The following is an 18,575-nucleotide window of genomic DNA, read 5'->3' as shown; positions in this document are numbered from 1 at the left end:
TCTTATCGAAAACCCGGCATGCTCGTTTCATTATTTAAGTACTTTATCTTCCCCAAACCATTTCGTGGAGATCTTTGCAGCACTGCCGTCTTCATTCATTTTATCTAGTGCGTTCTGTAGCTTCTCAAGCAATTCTTCGTTGCCCTTTTTCACACCTACTCCATATTCCTCAGGCGCTAAGGACTCGTCCAACACTTTAAACTTGCCTTCTTCTTTGGACATGTAATAATCAATGACAACTTCGTCAATGATGACCGCATCAACACGGCCAGATTTCAAGTCAGAAAGTGCAAGAACATTATCCGCATATTCGGAGACAGACTTAATTTCAGAATGAATTGGATTGGCATTCAAAGCGTCCGCTGCCGAGGAAAGACCTTGCAAACCTATTTTTTTGCCGGACAGATCTTTCAATGTTGCAATATCTGAATCCACTAACGTCGCAACAACTTGGGCGTTTTCCAAATAAGGTTTTGTAAAGAGCACTTTACCTTTCCGTTCATCCGTAATTGTATACCCATTCCAAATCAAATCGATTCGTCCACTACTCAATTCTGTTTCTTTCGTTTTCCAATCGATTGGTTGGAACTTTGCTTCCATTCCCATGTGCTCTGCAGCAGCCTTCGCATATTCAATATCGAATCCGGTGAGTTCGTTGTTTTCATCTCGGAAGCCCATTGGAGCAAATTTATCATCTACACCGATGACGAGAACGTCTTTCCCACCCGACTTTCCGTCTGTTTTTGAATTGCCACATCCTGTTACGACGAGCAATGCAACTACTGAAAGGATGAATAATGTCATATATTTTCTCATTGATCTCTCTCCTTTTTTATTATCTCGCTTTATCACTTTAGTCTGTTAACGTATTGCTAATATATCATGCTTTACCTTTAAAGAGAACCCCTTAAACGAATTACGGAATTTTCTTTTTAATAAACCCGTCCTTATTATATGGAAGATAAGTTTTGATTCTGTTAAAAAAGGCAATTGAACAGTAATAGCCTCAATTGAGAAGCACGGATAATACATTAAAGGAGGAGATTGAAATGGATAAAGATCTCATGGGAGAAAAATTGCAAAGTGAAGATAAAGAGCAGGAATTCAAAAATGAATTTGTGGAAAACAGCATGAATGATAAAGCAAGGCAAAAACAGCAGCCTCCTTCGGGTCACCCTGCAAGGAACGAGTCAGAAAGAGAACCGAATGGAATGGATCCGGAAACCATATTTGAAAAAGGCTTGTCATTCCAGGAAACTCCCGAGGAATATTATTCACAGCGGATGAATCATTTTGGAAAAGAGCCAAACAGCATCAACCCAAAAGATAGATGAACAGAAACAAAACGCTACAATCTGAAGCGCCATTGCTCATAGTCATGAGCAATGGCACTTTTCATCACTTCCATATTAAGCAGATGTATTCAGACCGATTCTTGCTTCAGAACGACTCATCCTCTTCTCCAGTTTAAAAAAGATAAATTCAAAGACGAGGCAAAGAACCCAATAGATAATGGATGCGACTAGATACATTTCGATAAAGCGGTATCCATCGTTCGCTATAATTTTGGAAATGGCTACTACTTCTACAACTTTTACAGCGAAAGCTAACGAGGTTGCTTTAATAAGCCCAATAAAAACGTTTCCTAAATTAGGCAATGCGATTAAGAACGCTTGTGGCAGAATGATTCGCATTAAACCTTGTCTCGTTGTCATCCCGACCGAATAGGCTGCTTCCATCTGTCCTTCATTTGTGGCATTAATGGATGAACGGAAGATTTCCGCCTGATAAGCTGCGGTATTTATCGTATAAGCAACAAGCGCATACAGAAGTGGTGGAATTTCATCTGCATCTATTTGTAAACCGAGACGAGGGTTCAGATAGTCTACGAGTACGGGAACACCGTAGAAAAAGACGTATAGCTGAACAATTAAGGGCGTTCCTCTAATGAAAGAGATATACAAAATGGATAACTGATTTAATACAGGTATTTTATATATCCTGCAAAGAGCAATTAGTAAACCCAAAACGAGCCCAAAAAGCATTGCAACAATGGCTATTGTTATTGTCCAAGGCACGCCTTTTAACACTGTCGGCACTTGCTCTAAAGCAAATTTAAAGTCTACAACAGCCATAATTCATCACGATCCTCAACAAGATATTACTTCGATAGACCAACATGCCCTTTCCTGAAGGCTTTTTCAGCATAACCGACAAGACTTTCAATAATAATGCAAGTTGCCCAGTATACAAGCGAAATCACAACGTAAATCTGAAACATGCCGATGCCATGATTATTCCCTAAAATAATACGGACTTGCCCCATAATGTCGATGATGCCAATCGTAAAGGCTAGCGATGTGTCTTTCAATAATTCGATAATATTGTTTCCTAAATTAGGCAACGAGATGAGAAAGGCTTGCGGTAATATAATTCTCCTTAACGCTTGTGGATAGCTCATTCCGACGCTATAGGCTGCTTCAAGTTGGTCCTTCCCTACTGCTAAATAGGCTGAACGAATAACCTCAGACATAAATGCACCTGTATGAAATGAGAAGGCCATAATGGCAAATACAAGCCGATCCCAATGATTAATATCTACATTAAAGACAAGTAGCAGCTGAGGGAGTCCAAAATAAACTAGAAACAGTTGTACTAACAAAGGTGTACTTCTTGTAAATGATAAATATAATGTTGCAATTCCATAGATATACCGGTACTTCTGAATTCGTATAACCGCAATACCTAAACCTATAAGTAAAGCGAAGAATAAGGACAAGACCGTCATCAGTAGTGTTAGCGGGAGTTTATCCAGTACTCTAACGAATATGTCAATCCAGTCTGTCAAACTCGAGCCCATCTTTCCCACCACCTAATAAATATGTACGAACGTACACCGCATGAATTTGTTTCAATTCAATGCGGTGTTCATTATTATTCGTAGCTGAATCCTTTTTCATTGATATATTCGAGGTCTTGGAAGAAGTCTGTCGAAAACCACTTATCGGATAGCTTCGAAAGTGTACCGTCCTCTGTCAATTCGAGCGTAATTTCGTCGATTTGATCGGCCAGTTCGATATTTTCTTTATTATATACAATAAAGATAGGTTCTTTTGAAACGATTCCAGCTACTTTTAAATCTAAGTTCAATGTTTCTTGCACGGCATCAAATGTCGATTTATTGAGGAAAATCGCATCCGCTTTTCCTTCGTCAACACGCTTTAAGTTATCTGCATTTGAAGGGTGTTCAATGCTTTCAATTGTTAAAGGATTATCAGGATTACTTGTGTTGTACCCATTTAAAATAGAACGAAGTCCGCCACTAGCAGACATAGGCGTGAACTTTTTTCCAACCATGTCATCTAATGTTTTTAAATCATCTCTGTCTGTTTTCGTTATAAGAGATGTTAGAGAGTAGCCATATTCATACTTAGGATAATGAAACTTCTCTTCTCTTTCCGGATTTTTGAAAAACCAGTTAATCGCCATGTCAACTTTACCTGTAGCAAGACCAACTAAATTAGATTCTTCCTCTCCGAAGATATATTCGAATTTGTAGTCCGGCAACCTTTTTTCAACTTCAGCTAAATAGTCCATGTCGTAGCCAATCGGGTTATTCTCACTATCTGTATATAGAAAGGGAGGATTGACATCATCGCTCAATGCGACTTTAATAATCTTTTTTCCGTCTTCTGTTGTTGAACTCCCGCCATTTGAACAACCCGCGAGAATAGCTAGGAACACCGTTGCTCCTAAAAGTACTAGCCAATTACGTTTCATACGTATCCCTTCCTCTTTCTTAAATTTCATATTCCGGTTCTTTCGTAAGTCTACTTAAAAATTGTTTCGTGCGTTCGTGTTTTGGTTGGACTAGGACATCTTTCGGCGTACCTTGTTCAACAACAACCCCATCTGCCATGAAAATAACTTCAGTGGCCACTTCTCGAGCAAAGTCAATTTCATGTGTCACGATAATCATTGTAATTCCTTCATCCGCGATTTTCTTAATAATAGAGAGAACTTCTCCTACCATTTCGGGATCGAGTGCAGACGTTGGTTCATCGAATAACAATACGGAAGGCTTTAATGCCAGTGCGCGGGCAATCCCTACGCGCTGTTGCTGTCCGCCTGAAAGTTGTACCGGGTAGTCATTTGCTTTTTCTTCAAGACCGACTCTTCGAAGAAGATCCATGCTGATCTGACGTGCTTCAGCTACGTTAATTTTCTTCGAAACGAGAAGGCCTTCCATAATGTTTTCAAGTACAGTTTTATTTTTAAATAAATTATAATGCTGAAAAACCATAGCTGTTTTTCGTCTCAAGGTTAGAATGTTTCTTTTCGTTGCACTTTTTTCATCTATGGAAAAATCATCGATTGAAATGCTTCCTTCATCGGGTTTTTCTAAATAGTTTATGCAACGAAGGAGGGTTGTTTTCCCTGATCCACTCGGCCCGACAATTACCACGATATCTCCTTTATTTACTATTACATCAATGCCATGTAGCACTGGATTCTTATTAAAACTCTTTTTAATATTTCTTACCGTTATCAATTCCCCACCCCCTCCTATAATATTCTGAATATATTTTAATAGTTCATAGATTATCATAAGTAATCCGAGTTGTAAAGTAGACATTAGAAAGATATACTAGTTACATTGAAAGTGTAGACTAATCAATCTAATAAGGAAGTGTCGGGCATGTCAAAAAAGTTATTTATTGAAAATGCATTTCAAAAGGAATGGCTTGAAGAGCTAATGAACCTTGAGGACGCCTTTAAAAGTCATTCGAAAGAAAATGATGAGCAGGTTCGGTTTCCAAAAGAAAATATAAAAGCACTTGTAGATTTAGGATATACGAAACTAACGTTACCGAAGGAATATGGCGGCGATGGTATAAGCGTCCGTGACATGGTTCTTTTCCAAGAAACGATTGCTAGTTTTGATGGAGCTACAGGGTTAGCAATTGGGTGGCACCAAGGTGTTGTCGGTGAACTTTATGGAAAAAAACTGTGGAGTAAAGATATGTTAACTTCATTTGCACAAGAGGTTTTGGACGGGGCGCTGGTGAATCGAGCAGTTAGTGAAGCTCAAACAGGCAGTCCAACACGTGGTGGACGTCCTGGGACGAATGCCGTAAAACGAAATGACAAATGGGTTATTACGGGGCAAAAAAACTTTACGACGATGTCACCCGTGTTAACACATTTTTTAGTATCTGCATGGATTGAAGAAAAAGAGGGCATCGGCTTCTTCTTAGTGGAACGAGATTCAAAAGGTTTATCCATTAAAGAAACATGGGATGTTATCGCGATGAGGGGAACAGAGAGTCATGACTTAGTGTTAGATCATGTTGAAGTTTCGGAAGAGAAATTTGTTGAATTCAATCTTGGGCCTAGGGGCAATACTGTGAATGGCTGGATTCTGCATATTCCCGCTTGTTATCTAGGCATTGCACAAGCGGCTCGTGACTATGCGGTGAAATTTGCAGTTGAATACTCCCCTAATAGTTTACAAGGGCCGATTAGTCAATTGCCGAATGTCCAAAATTTAGTAGGCGAAATGGACCTAGAACTGATGAAAGCAAGACACTTCCTTTACAGTGTGGCCGATGCCGTAGATGATGATTCTCGCCGCAAACAGATAACGAATGAACTGGCTGCCGCTAAGCATATAGTGACGAATTCAGCAATTACGATTGTGGATAAAGCGATGCGATTGGTCGGAGCCAAAAGTCTTCAAATGTCAAATCCATTGCAAAGGTATTATCGTGATGTAAGAGCGGGTCTACATAATCCACCGATGGACGATATGACGATTTCAAAATTAGCTCAAACGGCAATTAAAGAGGCCGAGTCAATGTAAGCAATTACGCCGGAGGCTTTATAAAGGAGGAATCGAACTTCATTCCTCCCCCGATCAGCGGGCGTTTGAAAACCCGCTGATCAGTAAAGCACATTCATCCCTATACCTATAAAGGCGGGAGTCTTCTGTAGCTGACGCTCAGCTTAAAAATATTTGCTGAGTGAAGATAAAAAAACAGCAGCTTTACTTACAAGCTGCTGTCCAAAATAATGATAATCTAGGTTTAAAGGCATGTTAATAGATGTGCGAGACCTTCTCCTCATTGATCGTCTTATGAAATTTTAGCCAATGACGTTTCTACTGCCTGTTTTAAATCAGAAGGCTCTAGCTCATATGTAAAACCTAATAATTTTTCACCATTGAAGAATAAAGTTGGCACGATTTTCACTTCGCGTTCTATCGCTTCAGCCGTAATCGCTAAGCTTACATCAACATTTTCAAGGCGTTCCTCTTCTTGCAAAGTGTATTTATCGACAAGTAATCGTTTTAATTCTTTATCTGATAGATCATGCCATTCTTGTTGTGTTTCAAGTAGTTTACCTATCACGTCTAATGTTTCTGTTGGATTCGCATTATCAAATGTCCAGTGAATTAATGCACCGCGGAGAAGTTCTTCGCGCGGTTTATCGTATAATTTCACAATTACTTCGATTTGACCGTTTTCGATATATGGGGGCAATACTTCTTTTGCTAAATGATAAATTCTTGCACTGCCGGGGCATGCTAAATTAATAAAAGCCTCTAGTTTCAAAGGTGCATCCGCACTGCCGAATTTCAGATGATCATTTTTAATTGACATATTCAATCTCCCCTTCCAACATTCTATCCTTAATATATACTATAATTATAGGTATTGTAAACATTGTAGTTAAGAATACTTCGTTAATGAAATAAATACAAATGACCCGGATGAATTTATTCATACCGATTGCCATCTTTAATGCCATGCTTTTCAGCTAGATCCTTGAAGGTTACCTCAGTTGTTTCCCGATCTTGTTGAACCTCTTCAAATTCGGCACTTCCCATCACCGTCACCCCCATTTATTTTTAAGTACAAAGCTTTGTTACACTGTTGAATTGCGCTACAGGCGGACGCTTTCCAATCGAACAGCGAAGGGTTCGATTTGCCGTATTTCTGCGTTCTTTGCAGAAATTAAGGCAGCCCTTCCTGCTCGCAAAAGCCGTTCTTCGTAACGGCTTTCGCAGGAGTCCCCGCCTTCCGCTTCAATCAACGGAACTCCTTAAATCGACTACGAAGTCTAACAGTGCTAAGTACAAAAAAATACTCCCGATTTAGAGAGTGTTTACTTTACTGCGATATGATAGTTGGACTTTATTTTAAACGATTTTCTATTTCTATTGTTGGGAAGTAATCGCCGTACTCGTTTGATTCTTTTTCCGTGCGATTCATACTGATTGTTCCCACACCCACGTATTCGATTGTCAAAGTTTCCCAACCTTCATGATCCAGTAATTCATCTGAGAGTTGGCTATATCTTGTAACGGCTAAATCTTCTGCGGATAATCTATCATCTGTTGCCATTTTTATAACAGCTTTTAATTCTTCATTTTCAATAGTCACGCTAACTAACTTATCGTCAACACCTACGCCATTGTAGTCAATAAGTTCAGTAACTTCTTCAATAGACATACCTTGTGATTCTTCCTTAGCAGGTTCTTCCTGAACAGGCGTTTCTTCTTCCACAGGTTCTTCTTCATTCACTTCTTCCTGCTCAGGCATTTCTTCTTTGACTGTCGCATCATCTTCGACAACAGCCGGCTCTTTTGTGCCATCTGCACAAGCAACCAATAACATAGCAGCCATAAATAAGATGAATAGTTTTTTCATGTTGATCTCCTCCGCATCCAATCATAACTAAAAATAGGAGGATTGTGAACCGACATGGTAACGCCAGACGAATTCATCTTTACAAAGGAGTTCATGCAAAAGTGATACAGGAACGTCATAGGTATTTGACGATTTAGGCGTTAATAAGCGTGTATTTACATTTCTTAGAAAAAGCAGATCAAACTAAAGCAAAACAAGTCGGAGACCGCGTGTCGATCAATTAAAAGTATATTGGACAACACTTTGTGCTAAAAAAGAGTATATTCCCCGTTCGCACAAATAGAAAAAAATCCACATCCTATGTATAGTACCTAATAATTTGCCATTCGATTTTTCCTTAGTTTATTATAATAATTCAATTTAAATTGACTTTGCTTTGGAAAAACAGACCTTAAATTTTCAGAGGCGTAAGCTATCATAAGTATCTGTCATTTCAAATACAAATTATATTAATAATAATTCTTAGATATCGTAGTAAGCTCCTGTAAAATAAAAATCAGCAGAAAAAGTAAGTATCAATTAATAATTGCTATCTGATTTCTACCGTTTTCTTTTGCTTTATATAACGCATTATCTGACTTCTCTATAAACTCCTCAACGGTTTCCTCATTGTAAATAGATACACCAATGCTAATTGTAAAATGAATACGTTCATTTTTATAAATGAACTCTGTTTTTTCTACAGCCTCACGTATACGTTCTGCTATTATTAACCCTTCAGCAAGATCGGTGTTTGGAAGAATAACTGCGAATTCTTCTCCGCCCAAACGAACGAAGACACCAGCAGAGTTTCTTACGTGATTATCAATAATACTGGAAGTATGCTTAAGAGCTTGATCCCCACATTGATGACCATAATTATCATTAACTTTTTTGAAATGGTCTATGTCTAATATCATAAAAACTAAAGAACTGTTCGTCCTTTTACTAATAGGAATAGTTCTTTCCATAAAAAGCTCTAAATATCTTCGATTATAAGCACCAGTCAATGAGTCTATAATAGTTAGCTCTTCTACTTTTAAATATAATTTATGAGATTTGATAATGAAGTATCCAACAGTTAGAGCAATAGACCAATTAATCAGCGAACCTAAGATAAGAGCATTAATTTCGCTATTATCAGGTTTAATTTTCTGACTAAACTCTGTTGTGTACTTCAATAAGCTATAAATGACTCCAGCCCCTATAGTTACTTTCCATTTAGGATACATATTTATAATATAGATAATCGGAATCAGAGCGAGTGACCATATAAATGGATAATGTCCACTCGCTTCCTCAGACAAAATTGTATCAATAAAAATAAGGACAGCAGTAAATAAAAAAATTAATGAGTATTTAAAACATTTTCTTTTCAATTATTCCCTTACTCCTTTCGGTAACCCAGCCATCATAGCTTAATGCTTTAGATCTGTGGTTTTGCGTCATTATCTTTCGATAATTTTGCCTTTATCAATAGAGTTGCCTTAGTATATAAGTATACAACAGTTAGATACTTCCAAGGCTAAATAAATCTGTCATTGACTCTTAGTGGTCTAAACTGCTCCGTTGTTTAACAAGACTCATTCCATTAAATGGCTCGTTTGCGAAGTAACAACATTATTAAAACATTCAATTTCAATCGCCAATTATAACATTTCCTATATCGAAATGCAGTTTTTGATAATCCGTATGATATGAAGTAATAAGCTCTCCATTCTTCATTAGTACCCTTTTGGCTAGGTAATGGATAAAATTATGTCAAGGATTGTACAAAGTGAAAACTGGGGAATTTTAAACCGTTATTATTGAGGATTTTAACACTGATATTCACACCCTGGTACATTTATTTTCATTCAGAGGTAAGAAAGATGGCAGAGGCGGTACATTCCGATGGCTGTAATCAGAGTGAGATTCTTTTTTTGTGATTCCTGGTGCACCGTGCCCCAGTCAACAGGGAAGTACCCCTTATCGAGGGCTTGTTTTTCTGGAAAGAGATGCCTCTAGACAGGAGTTGGTCATTGTATCATCCAAGTCTTCAACGCCGAGTTTCTTGGTGCTGCGAACGGCATCGGAAACAGTATTCCTTGAGTGTCCAGTGCTAGAACTGATTGTTCTATGACTGATTCCTTCAAAATAAAGTTCCGGAATCCTCCGACAATTAATTATAAAAAAGTCTCCTGTACATTATTGTCATGCGTATTTGCATGCAAACTAATTATACAAGAGGCTATTATTTAGATTGGTGGCCTCCTGTCCCAAAGACAGTGGCTCTTTTCCTCGTACTTGGTGGCTCAATACTCCGCATAAGCGGCTCTATTCATCCGCAAATCAATATTGGATTCGATATGATTAATTGTCCTCATTAATTCGGAGGCGTCTACAGGTTTACTGAATAAATATCCTTGTCCTAACGTACAGGATTGCTCTTTTAGGAATTGGAGATGCTCCACACTTTCAATTCCCTCAGCCAATACATTCAAGTCCAAATCTCTGGCGAGGTGAATGATTGTCTTCACAATCGCTTGATCGACTGGATTATGGGTCGATTCTGAGATAAATGATTTATCTATTTTTAATATATCCAAAGGAAAATTCTTCAAATGATTCAAATTGCTATATCCGGTTCCGAAGTCATCGATACTGATAAGTAGACCGAGAGATTTTATTCGTTGAAGAACACTGATTGTATGCTGTACGTCTGCCGTCATGCTTTCAGTGATTTCCAGCTCCAAATACCGGGGATGGAGTAGGGTATCTTGTAATATTTCAGCTATGACGGAAACGAGGTTGTCTTCTTGAAATTGTTGCATTGAAAGATTGACGGACATAACTAGGGTTGGATGACCTTCGTTTTGCCATGTTTTGTTTTGCATACACGCTTCCCGAATGACCCAATTGCCGATTACAGTTATTTCACCCAATTCCTCCGCAACAGGAATCAGCTCATTTGGAAATACTAGACCCAGCTCAGGGTGTTCCCATCTAACAAGTGCTTCAACCCCGACAACCTTCCCTGTATTCAAATTCACCTTTGGCTGGTAATGAAGTCGTAATTCGTCTCTTTCAATCGCCTTTGGCAAATCATTATATATAATTGTATGCCGTCTAGCATCACTCAATGCAAATAAGGGTTCTACTTTGTTTGAAGCTCGTCTGACATTGATGATCATGCCAGCAATTGCCGAATTGCTTAAACCATTTTCAATCTGAATCTCACAGAAGATTGATGAACCGTTCGCTTTCTTCAATTTCAATTCGGTTACAAGAAATCCCCTTTTTTTCTTTACACAAGTTGAAGCAATCATTTTGGCAATTTGCCATTCTTCTCTATCGATGAAATCATAATACTTTTTACCATTCATCTCTTCTGGTGTATATCCCAGTACAGTTTCTATAGAATCACTTGAAAGTTTTAAAAAGCCATTTCGATCAAAGAGAACAACAGCCTCAAAAAAATGATCAGTTATCGGGTCTAAAATATCCAAGTGTGACTTTGAAAGATAATATTTATCCATTTGCACTAACCTTCTTTTTAAAAACATTTTCTCACTATTATTATCCGTCATTCGACAATACTCGACAATTAATAATAGTTCCTATTACTCAACACAAACCCTTTAATTAGTTCTTATTGCATAGTAATTGTATCTATGAAACAATAACACTTTAAATGCCTTCTCAAGCCCAATAATATTAAATATGCAGGATGACTCGTTTATGAATTTATTCGAATGCATCCAAGACCTATCTTTTCTTGTCAGAAACTTCTGCTTGGCGTACTATTTAATCATTTATATAGGGTTCATTTGGAAAAACCCTTTTTATTTTTCGGGATACGGAAAAATTAATTAACGAGGAATCAAACATAAAAATTATCACCCTGTCTTCATATGAAGGAATAGATTGTATCTAAGAAGCGTTAAGGATTTGGATAAAAGGAATCCTTCGTAAAAAGATGGAGCCTTTTGAGATCGTTCGGTCTATAGAAAATATTCATTTTAACCGAATGTATTTACACACTAACGCAATTCCTATGTAATCGAAGAATATAAACGTTTAAGCAGGGAATACTGATAGTCGCTTTTTTCAATCGACAATTGTCCTACCCAGTCATCTGTTGAATCCTCGCCTTGCCCACGGAAATTGTCCGCCAGAATGGAAATCAGTTGGTTTTATAATGGAATAAGGGGCCATCCCAAGAGCCATTTTTCATGACCTTCTGGGAAAGCCCTGCCGAATGATTAAACGAATATTTCTTCTCCAATAATTTCTTGGATTTGCAATAACTCAAATACCTCCATTACCTCTTGTCTTACGTTTGAAATAGTGACCTCTGCCCCTTTTTCTTGCATCGTTTTGACCAAATCTAATAGGAGTCCAATACCTGAAGAATCTACAAACGGTACATCCTTTAAGTTTAATTTAACTGAGGAGAACGACTCTAATGATGGGATGAGCTCATCTATCACTACCTCCGTACCATCTATATCTAAATCGCCTTCAAATTCAACTTCTACATGCTCTTTTATCATTGTTAATAAAAAACAAAACATTTTTTTCCCTACCTCTCACATCAATGAATAACTATTCGTCCATCCTCACTGAGGTATGCTGTAACATTATATCTTGTATTGGTAAAGGTATATTTGCTATTTCCGATTTTGATAGAACTACCTTCCATCACCTTTTTAATGTGAATTTGTTGGTCATCCGGCACTGAAATTAAAGTAGAAGTACCACTTTCCGCACCTACTTCATTAATTTCCACACCTAATCGACCATACACTTCACCGCCACGAAGGATACCCATAATTTTCAGGCTACCTCCGGCATGAACCTTCGTATTGATACAGCCTTGACCAATAATAATTATATTTCCACTACAATATAGACTGCTATTAAGCGAATTCGAAATCGTAATATACGAATCAGGTTCGATTGGTGTTTGACTTAATTCATGCAAATGCATCATCTTTTGCGATAGTCCCATAATAGTATCAATGGATGCAATTTCATTCGTTAATGATAAGAAAAGTTTATGCAGCCATGTAGCAACCTCTCTCCAATCATCCTCTTGTAAATAATCCTCACTCATTCTTACAATGTCTACATATTTTTTGGCAATTGGTGGCAAGGCTTTAAATTTCTTCTCTAGTAAAATCTGGATCAATGGTTGAATCCCTGCTCTTGATAAATCACTTGATTTAAAAGCTGGTGAAACGGAGAGTTGTTGAATAACCCCGATTAGATTTGAAACATGTTGATTCATAATACCGAGCAAGTGCCCCAATTCAGCGACTAACATATTATTTTTCCCAGCCGAAATCTCTGAGCCAATAATATTTCCGTACGTAATAACAGCGCCTGCTGCTGTCAAAGTTGCCATGTTAACCGTTTGGTGAATAATTATATCCCCATCCGCCTCGACACTCATCGTTCCTTTCACTTCACCAACTACTTCAACATCGCCTAAAAATCGAATATTTCCTGACGTCAAATCAACATTACCAATATGGGTCAGTTTTTGCATAATTGATATTTTAACGAGCTGTCCTCTTTTTTCGATAAAAGGACGACCAGATTCAGTTGCTACAATTGTATTATCGACGGACATAACACCTTTTCCGGTTTTTATAATAAGAGGAAAGGTTTGTTTCGCTGGAAGCGGTTCATTCGTCACGGTATAACCCATTTCGCCTGGTATGGGAGGATGCACAACGGCTAAGACCTGACCTCTTTCAACCGATGGAATGGTTTTAATTTCTCTAAAATCTACACTGCCATCCTTTTTTTCCTTAAGCCCTTCAGATGTATCCACATCTACCTTGATATCAAGCCAGCCATCCTTGCCAGGCTTTGGTTTGATACCTGTCGCAATTTCAAAAGTAGCCGGTTGCATTACTTCCATTGCCTTGCTAATTTCGGACTGATTAAAGCCATGCTTTACTCGTAATGATTCTAACTCTTGAAGAACTGTTGCATATGATAGATTATTTTCAACCTCACTCGTTTCCTCAACCACTAGTTCAAGATGATGAGCTGGGTCAAGATCGATCACTTTCCTTTTTACCTTGTAACCAGGCTCTACATCTAGCATAACCTTTAGTCGCTGTTGGTCCATCGATATTGACCACTTTGTATCTTGCTCAACATCTTCTACCTTAATTTCGTACGAATCCTTCTCAGAAATAACCGCTGTTCTTTCTGATACTTGCCGCCCATTTTTATAAAGTTTAACTCCATCCGGTATTGTCACCATCGGAAAACGTATCGGTGAAGATTTACAATATAAACGTCCATCCTCCACCCAGACTTTTCCTTCAAGCGATTCTAATTGCGTATCCTCAGAATTATCTTCTTTGTATTCTTCAATATAACTCTGTTGTCCGGGTAATTCAGAAGCTATTTTCTCAACCAAGTCAAACGGATCTATATCCTTTTGTTTATTGGTTCCATTATTCCTTGTTATCTTTACTATTGCTTCCTGTGATCCAATCCCTAAAAAGCCTTTCGTTTCATTTTGGATAATTTCAATTGATACTTCACTCTTTTTCGCCTCTAGTAAGTCTAAACCAATCGTAATTGCTTGATTGATATCCTTACCCTTTGAAACAATACTGTTCATAAGTATATCCCCCTACCATATCACCGGAGAGTTTAAACTTGTTATATCAGCCTTTTTTTCACTGATTTTTAATAAAACCATAGTAATATCATCTTTCTGAGGCATTCCTTCTGTGAAATGAAGTACAGAATCCATAACACTTTTTTCAATTTCCCCAACAGCACTATCCTTATTCTTTAATAATGTTTGAGAAAGACGTTCTAACTTATATTGCTCCCCAGCTTTATTTTGTGCCTCAACAATTCCATCCGTATAAAAAAAGACGGTGTCCTGTTCCTCTAATTTAATCGTTTTTTCATTATATACTTGATTAGGAAGACCTCCTACCATTATCCCCTTCACCTTAGGCAGCTCCTGAACCGTGTTACCTAAACCTCTAATAAGTAACGGTGGGTTATGACCGGCATTTGCATACGTTAAAACAGAAGTTTGCGGATTCCAATCCGCACAGAAGAGAGTCACAAACGATTTTAGTGTTCGTAAATCTTCAAACAATGCTTGATTCATCGCAGTTAATGTATCACCCGGACTTTGGGTGCTCTCTGCAGCACTTCGAAATGCACCTCTCGTTAAAATCATTAGCATCGCGGCTGGAATGCCTTTACCCATGACGTCTCCTATAACTATGCGAAGGTTTCCATTTACCAATGGGTAGAAGTCAAAGTAATCTCCGCCAATTAATCTTGCAGGAACCGAAGACCCCTTAACTTCTCCCCCCTCAACAGGGGGAGTTTTACCATTAAGCAAGGATGTTTGAATATTTTTCGCTAGATTGATTTCACGCTGTAAAGTCTTATCCATTTTATTTTCCTCTTCCGGGGCATTTGAAAAAGTATATGTCAAACTATCCATATACATTATTCAACCTCCCCTTGCATAGCAGTCAAAATGTCATATAGACCGACAGTTTCTAAGACTTCCTTCGTTAATTCATCTTCTCCTTGAAGCTTTAGTTTGAAATTCTTTTCATTTGATAAGAAAATCGCATTCATAATTGCCCCAATACCGGTTGAATCAATGAACTCTAAGTTGGAAAAATCAATAATTAATGTATCAATATCATTCACTTCGTCAAGAAATGGGTCAATGACATTCGCTGTTGTAATATCTAACATCCCTTTAAGGTTCAGCGTAACTTTATTTCCTTCAACTATTTTATTTATCGTTAATTCCATATCATAGCCCTCACTTTACAACTTGAATTTTCCCATTTGTCCAAGCAATGTATTTGAAATATCAGATAGTTCACTTGATTGTCCATGCAAGGACTTCAATAAATCTGAAAGTGTAATCGTCATATCAGTAGTTGCAGCTGTACGTTCATTCGCAATGTTCCTCATAAGATCAATCCTCTCAACAACAGACTGTACGTGTACATCTTCTTTATACGGTAGTAATACCTCGACTACTTCATCTAAGAAGGTGGAAATATCATATAATTGTTCTCTTGATTTAATTGTTGCTTCCGTAGATAACTCATACATTTTTTCAACAGATTGAGATGCTTCCGCTTCTAATAGAACTGAAAGTCCCTGTGTTTTCGTTGCTTGTTCCTGAGTATCCTTCACAAGTTTGTTCAACCTGTCCACCATTCTATTCGTAGTCTCAGACAACCTTCCTAGCTCACTTCCGTCGTTAATCGTACTGTGAGCAGTTAAATCCCCTTTTTCCAAAGCTTCAATTTGATTAGTTATATTTTTGATGTTTTCATAAATATTGTTGAAGAAACGAACAATTAATAAAAGTAATGAGATTAATGAAACGATTCCAGTTATTAATAAAATTAAAGAATGACGGATAATTGGTCCTGTCAGTTCTTTATAATCTAATACAAGCATTATGACTTGATTAGTTTCCGTAGGATAAAAGAGTTTTAAAACCTTTTCACCATTTACCTTTTGAACAAATGATTGTTTATTAGGTGACTCTAACATTTTAATAAAAATTTCTTTGTCATCCTCTGACTCGTATTGATAATCTCCATAGACAATCTTTTTCAATGGAGGAAAAAATTGATCCGCTAATTCCGGATTTTGGACAACGTGTGGGTCTATAACAGCAATTTCTTTTACATAAGTATTTTCTTCCTTCATTTTTTCTATCCAGGAATTGGGGCCAACTTCTTCGGTAAATTTATATACTTCATCCGAGGTAATATACGGATTTATCAAAAAGTCAGCACCTTCTGGATGATAGTATGCATATTTATAATAGCTATTTTCATGTACTCCAGATCTCATGATCGGTAACACAACTAGCCCTTTTTCAGTGTATAATCCTGGCACCGCAGGATCTTCGTTTTTAAACATAACTTCAGTTGATTGAATAATATCTGGCTGGTCAAAAGTAAAGCCGATTTCCTCGGGGTCCGTTGCTCTTACAACAACAAAATTATTATCTTTTCTAACAAAAAGAGATATATCAGATAGACTCAATTCTTCTTTAATCACATTCAATTTTTCATTTGTAATATCATCAATTTTTTTTGTATTCAACATTTCTGCTATCCGCTTTGACTGTTCGGTGATTTTCAAATCAATTTGATGTTCAATACTTGTTGCAGCAAGATTTGTTTCATTGATTCCCTGGCTTATACTTTTAGAAATCATAAATGACTGTTTTTCAATTTCATAATCCATTTGTCGATTCATAACAAAGATTTGTATAATCCCTGAAATTAATGTAATAACTAGTAAAATCGATATCATTCTAACTGAAAACTGTTTTCGTAATGTAGTATGTTTTATCATCCCGGTATAATTCCCCAATTCAATTTTAAGATTAGTTGGATTGCATTGCTAATTGTTTCAAAGCTACTTTATCGGTCTTACCATTGATAATGGGAATCTCTTCAATAAAGCGAATTTCATCAGGTACCTTATATCGGGCAATTTGGTTGTGACAATACTCATATAATTCTTTCACGTCTATTTCAGTCTCTTTTGAGACAAATGCCACTATTCGCTCACCGTAGACTGAATCCGGAATGCCCACAACGACCGCTTTTTGAACACTAGGATGTTTCCCGAAGAATTGTTCAATTTCACCAGGAATGACTTGTTGTCCACCTTTTTTAATCATATCTTTTTGTCTACCAATAATTTCAATAGTTCCATCCTCGTTTATTTTTGCTAGATCGCCTGAGTTATACCATCCTGCCTTATATACTTCTTCGGTGAGGTCAGGACGTTTATAGTATCCTAAAAACTCGTTTTCACCTTTAAACGCCAGCTCCCCAATACTTTCTTGCGATTGTTTGTCCAATTTATATTCGACATTTGGAAGTACTGTCCAATTGATTCCCTCACGAATATCATTTACGGTATACATCATCCCACCATATTCAGATATCCCGTAACAGCTTCTCATTTTACCTTTAACATTAGAAAGGGCATGTAAAAAGTCCTCTGATATCATTTCGCCTGCAAGGAAAATCAATGAGAGTTTTTCAAATACAGGACTACTAGAAGATGTAGCAAATAAGTACAATGCGCGTACTAATGATGGCGTGGAAACTAGTTTTTGACATGGCTTCTTCTCCAAAATTTGAATAATGTCTGGGAAACTAAAAGATTCTGTCGTAATTAGGTGATATTGAGCATGTAAGCTTGATAACAACCAACATACTCCGAAGTTTCCTGATGCTGGAGCCATTAGAAACACATCATCATACTTGTTTAATTCACCCATCACAACGAAGCTATTACTTGCTGCTTTAACGTATTCTAAATCAGCAACAATCCCTTTTGGTGTACCTGTACTTCCAGACGTACAAGCTAGCATTTGCATTTCTTCTAGCTCTAACGGTCGCTTTTCACCTTTATAGTGTACTTGCTCCCAGACCTTATGATCTTCCGAATCGAAGATGATTGTTTCCAGTTTGGAGCTTTCCGCCCAAGAATGAACACTTTCTTCTAAAGAAAAACCATTATGATTCTTAGTTGTAAAGATAATATGTGGATCCGAAAAGTCCAATACTTTAACTAAATCATCTTTTCTAAGAAGTGGACTTACCGGAATAAAAATACCACCTAACTTATTTACCGTTAGCACCAGAGAAATAAAACTTGGTACAGAAGGTACTATTAGTGCAACTTTTTTGTTTTTCAACTCTCCAAGTGGTTGTAATAATTTCGTGTACTTTTCAATTTCATTCTGAATGTCATTGTATGTGTAATCTTCATGCTGTGTTGAAATTATCGTTTTATTTAAGACTAAATCTTGATTGAAAATCCAATTATAAATAGTTCCCATAG

General features: G+C 37.3%; 17 protein-coding genes and 1 riboswitch. Of the genes, 2 read left to right on the top strand and 15 right to left on the bottom strand.

Annotated features, from left to right (window positions below; translation table 11 throughout):
- Positions 1–30 precede the first annotated feature (30 nt).
- Positions 31–816, bottom strand: coding sequence for an amino acid ABC transporter substrate-binding protein (locus AB1K89_RS00460; RefSeq protein ID WP_413052870.1), 786 nt, complete (start codon positions 814–816; stop codon positions 31–33).
- 233 nt (positions 817–1,049) lie between these two features.
- On the opposite strand from AB1K89_RS00460, the gene AB1K89_RS00455 reads away from it, so the two are divergent.
- Positions 1,050–1,334 (top strand): hypothetical protein, encoded by a 285-nt coding sequence (locus AB1K89_RS00455; protein ID WP_413052869.1) that lies wholly within the window; start codon positions 1,050–1,052, stop codon positions 1,332–1,334.
- Between the two features lie 75 nt (positions 1,335–1,409).
- Here the strand turns inward: AB1K89_RS00455 and AB1K89_RS00450 are convergent, their stop codons facing one another.
- The 4 genes from AB1K89_RS00450 to AB1K89_RS00435 form a co-directional block, all read right to left on the bottom strand.
- Positions 1,410–2,135 carry an amino acid ABC transporter permease gene (locus AB1K89_RS00450; protein WP_413052868.1) on the bottom strand — a complete coding sequence of 242 codons (726 nt, stop codon included), beginning with the start codon at positions 2,133–2,135 and terminating at the stop codon, positions 1,410–1,412.
- Positions 2,136–2,161: 26 nt separating this feature from the next.
- Complete coding sequence (locus AB1K89_RS00445; RefSeq protein ID WP_413052867.1) at positions 2,162–2,860, bottom strand: amino acid ABC transporter permease; 699 nt, start codon at positions 2,858–2,860, stop codon at positions 2,162–2,164.
- A 74-nt stretch (positions 2,861–2,934) separates the two neighbouring features.
- Positions 2,935–3,780, bottom strand: coding sequence for a transporter substrate-binding domain-containing protein (locus tag AB1K89_RS00440; RefSeq protein ID WP_413052866.1), 846 nt, complete (start codon positions 3,778–3,780; stop codon positions 2,935–2,937).
- Between the two features lie 19 nt (positions 3,781–3,799).
- Complete coding sequence (locus AB1K89_RS00435; protein ID WP_413052865.1) at positions 3,800–4,552, bottom strand: amino acid ABC transporter ATP-binding protein; 753 nt, start codon at positions 4,550–4,552, stop codon at positions 3,800–3,802.
- A gap of 147 nt (positions 4,553–4,699) precedes the next feature.
- Here AB1K89_RS00435 and AB1K89_RS00430 point away from each other — a divergent pair, with 147 nt between their 5' ends.
- A complete protein-coding gene (locus tag AB1K89_RS00430; protein ID WP_413052864.1) occupies positions 4,700–5,863 on the top strand; it encodes an acyl-CoA dehydrogenase family protein in 1,164 nt (387 codons plus the stop codon).
- A gap of 271 nt (positions 5,864–6,134) precedes the next feature.
- On the opposite strand, the gene AB1K89_RS00425 is transcribed toward AB1K89_RS00430, so the two are convergent.
- The 10 genes from AB1K89_RS00425 to AB1K89_RS00380 form a co-directional block, all read right to left on the bottom strand.
- Entirely contained in the window at positions 6,135–6,662 is a 528-nt protein-coding gene (locus AB1K89_RS00425) for a thioredoxin domain-containing protein (protein WP_413052863.1), read from the bottom strand.
- Between the two features lie 534 nt (positions 6,663–7,196).
- The gene (locus tag AB1K89_RS00420) at positions 7,197–7,712 is read right to left on the bottom strand and encodes a hypothetical protein (RefSeq protein ID WP_413052862.1); all 516 of its coding nucleotides are present in this window, start codon (positions 7,710–7,712) and stop codon (positions 7,197–7,199) included.
- Positions 7,713–8,227: 515 nt separating this feature from the next.
- Entirely contained in the window at positions 8,228–9,070 is an 843-nt protein-coding gene (locus AB1K89_RS00415) for a GGDEF domain-containing protein (protein ID WP_413052861.1), read from the bottom strand.
- A gap of 16 nt (positions 9,071–9,086) precedes the next feature.
- Positions 9,087–9,170, bottom strand: a riboswitch (cyclic di-GMP riboswitch).
- An 815-nt stretch (positions 9,171–9,985) separates the two neighbouring features.
- On the bottom strand, positions 9,986–11,209 hold the full coding sequence (locus AB1K89_RS00410) for a sensor domain-containing protein (RefSeq protein ID WP_413052860.1): 1,224 nt from the start codon (positions 11,207–11,209) through the stop codon (positions 9,986–9,988).
- Positions 11,210–11,935: 726 nt separating this feature from the next.
- Positions 11,936–12,247 (bottom strand): STAS domain-containing protein, encoded by a 312-nt coding sequence (locus AB1K89_RS00405; protein ID WP_413052859.1) that lies wholly within the window; start codon positions 12,245–12,247, stop codon positions 11,936–11,938.
- Positions 12,248–12,267: 20 nt separating this feature from the next.
- Positions 12,268–14,319: a flagellar assembly protein A gene (locus AB1K89_RS00400; protein WP_413052858.1), complete on the bottom strand. Its 2,052-nt coding sequence runs from the start codon at positions 14,317–14,319 to the stop codon at positions 12,268–12,270.
- 12 nt (positions 14,320–14,331) lie between these two features.
- The gene (locus AB1K89_RS00395; protein WP_413052857.1) at positions 14,332–15,177 is read right to left on the bottom strand and encodes a PP2C family protein-serine/threonine phosphatase; all 846 of its coding nucleotides are present in this window, start codon (positions 15,175–15,177) and stop codon (positions 14,332–14,334) included.
- Positions 15,177–15,494, bottom strand: coding sequence for an STAS domain-containing protein (locus tag AB1K89_RS00390; protein ID WP_413052856.1), 318 nt, complete (start codon positions 15,492–15,494; stop codon positions 15,177–15,179). Before AB1K89_RS00390 ends, AB1K89_RS00395 begins: the two co-directional genes overlap by 1 nt.
- Positions 15,495–15,509: 15 nt before the next feature.
- Positions 15,510–17,069 carry a HAMP domain-containing protein gene (locus AB1K89_RS00385; protein WP_413052855.1) on the bottom strand — a complete coding sequence of 520 codons (1,560 nt, stop codon included), beginning with the start codon at positions 17,067–17,069 and terminating at the stop codon, positions 15,510–15,512.
- 31 nt (positions 17,070–17,100) lie between these two features.
- Positions 17,101–18,573, bottom strand: coding sequence for a class I adenylate-forming enzyme family protein (locus tag AB1K89_RS00380; RefSeq protein ID WP_413052854.1), 1,473 nt, complete (start codon positions 18,571–18,573; stop codon positions 17,101–17,103).
- Positions 18,574–18,575: the final 2 nt, after the last annotated feature.

Source organism: Sporosarcina pasadenensis (assembly GCF_047228845.1).
GTDB lineage: Bacteria > Bacillota > Bacilli > Bacillales_A > Planococcaceae > Sporosarcina.
The sequence above is the reverse complement of the archived record's forward strand: the minus strand, read 5'-3'. Positions and strand labels throughout refer to the sequence as shown.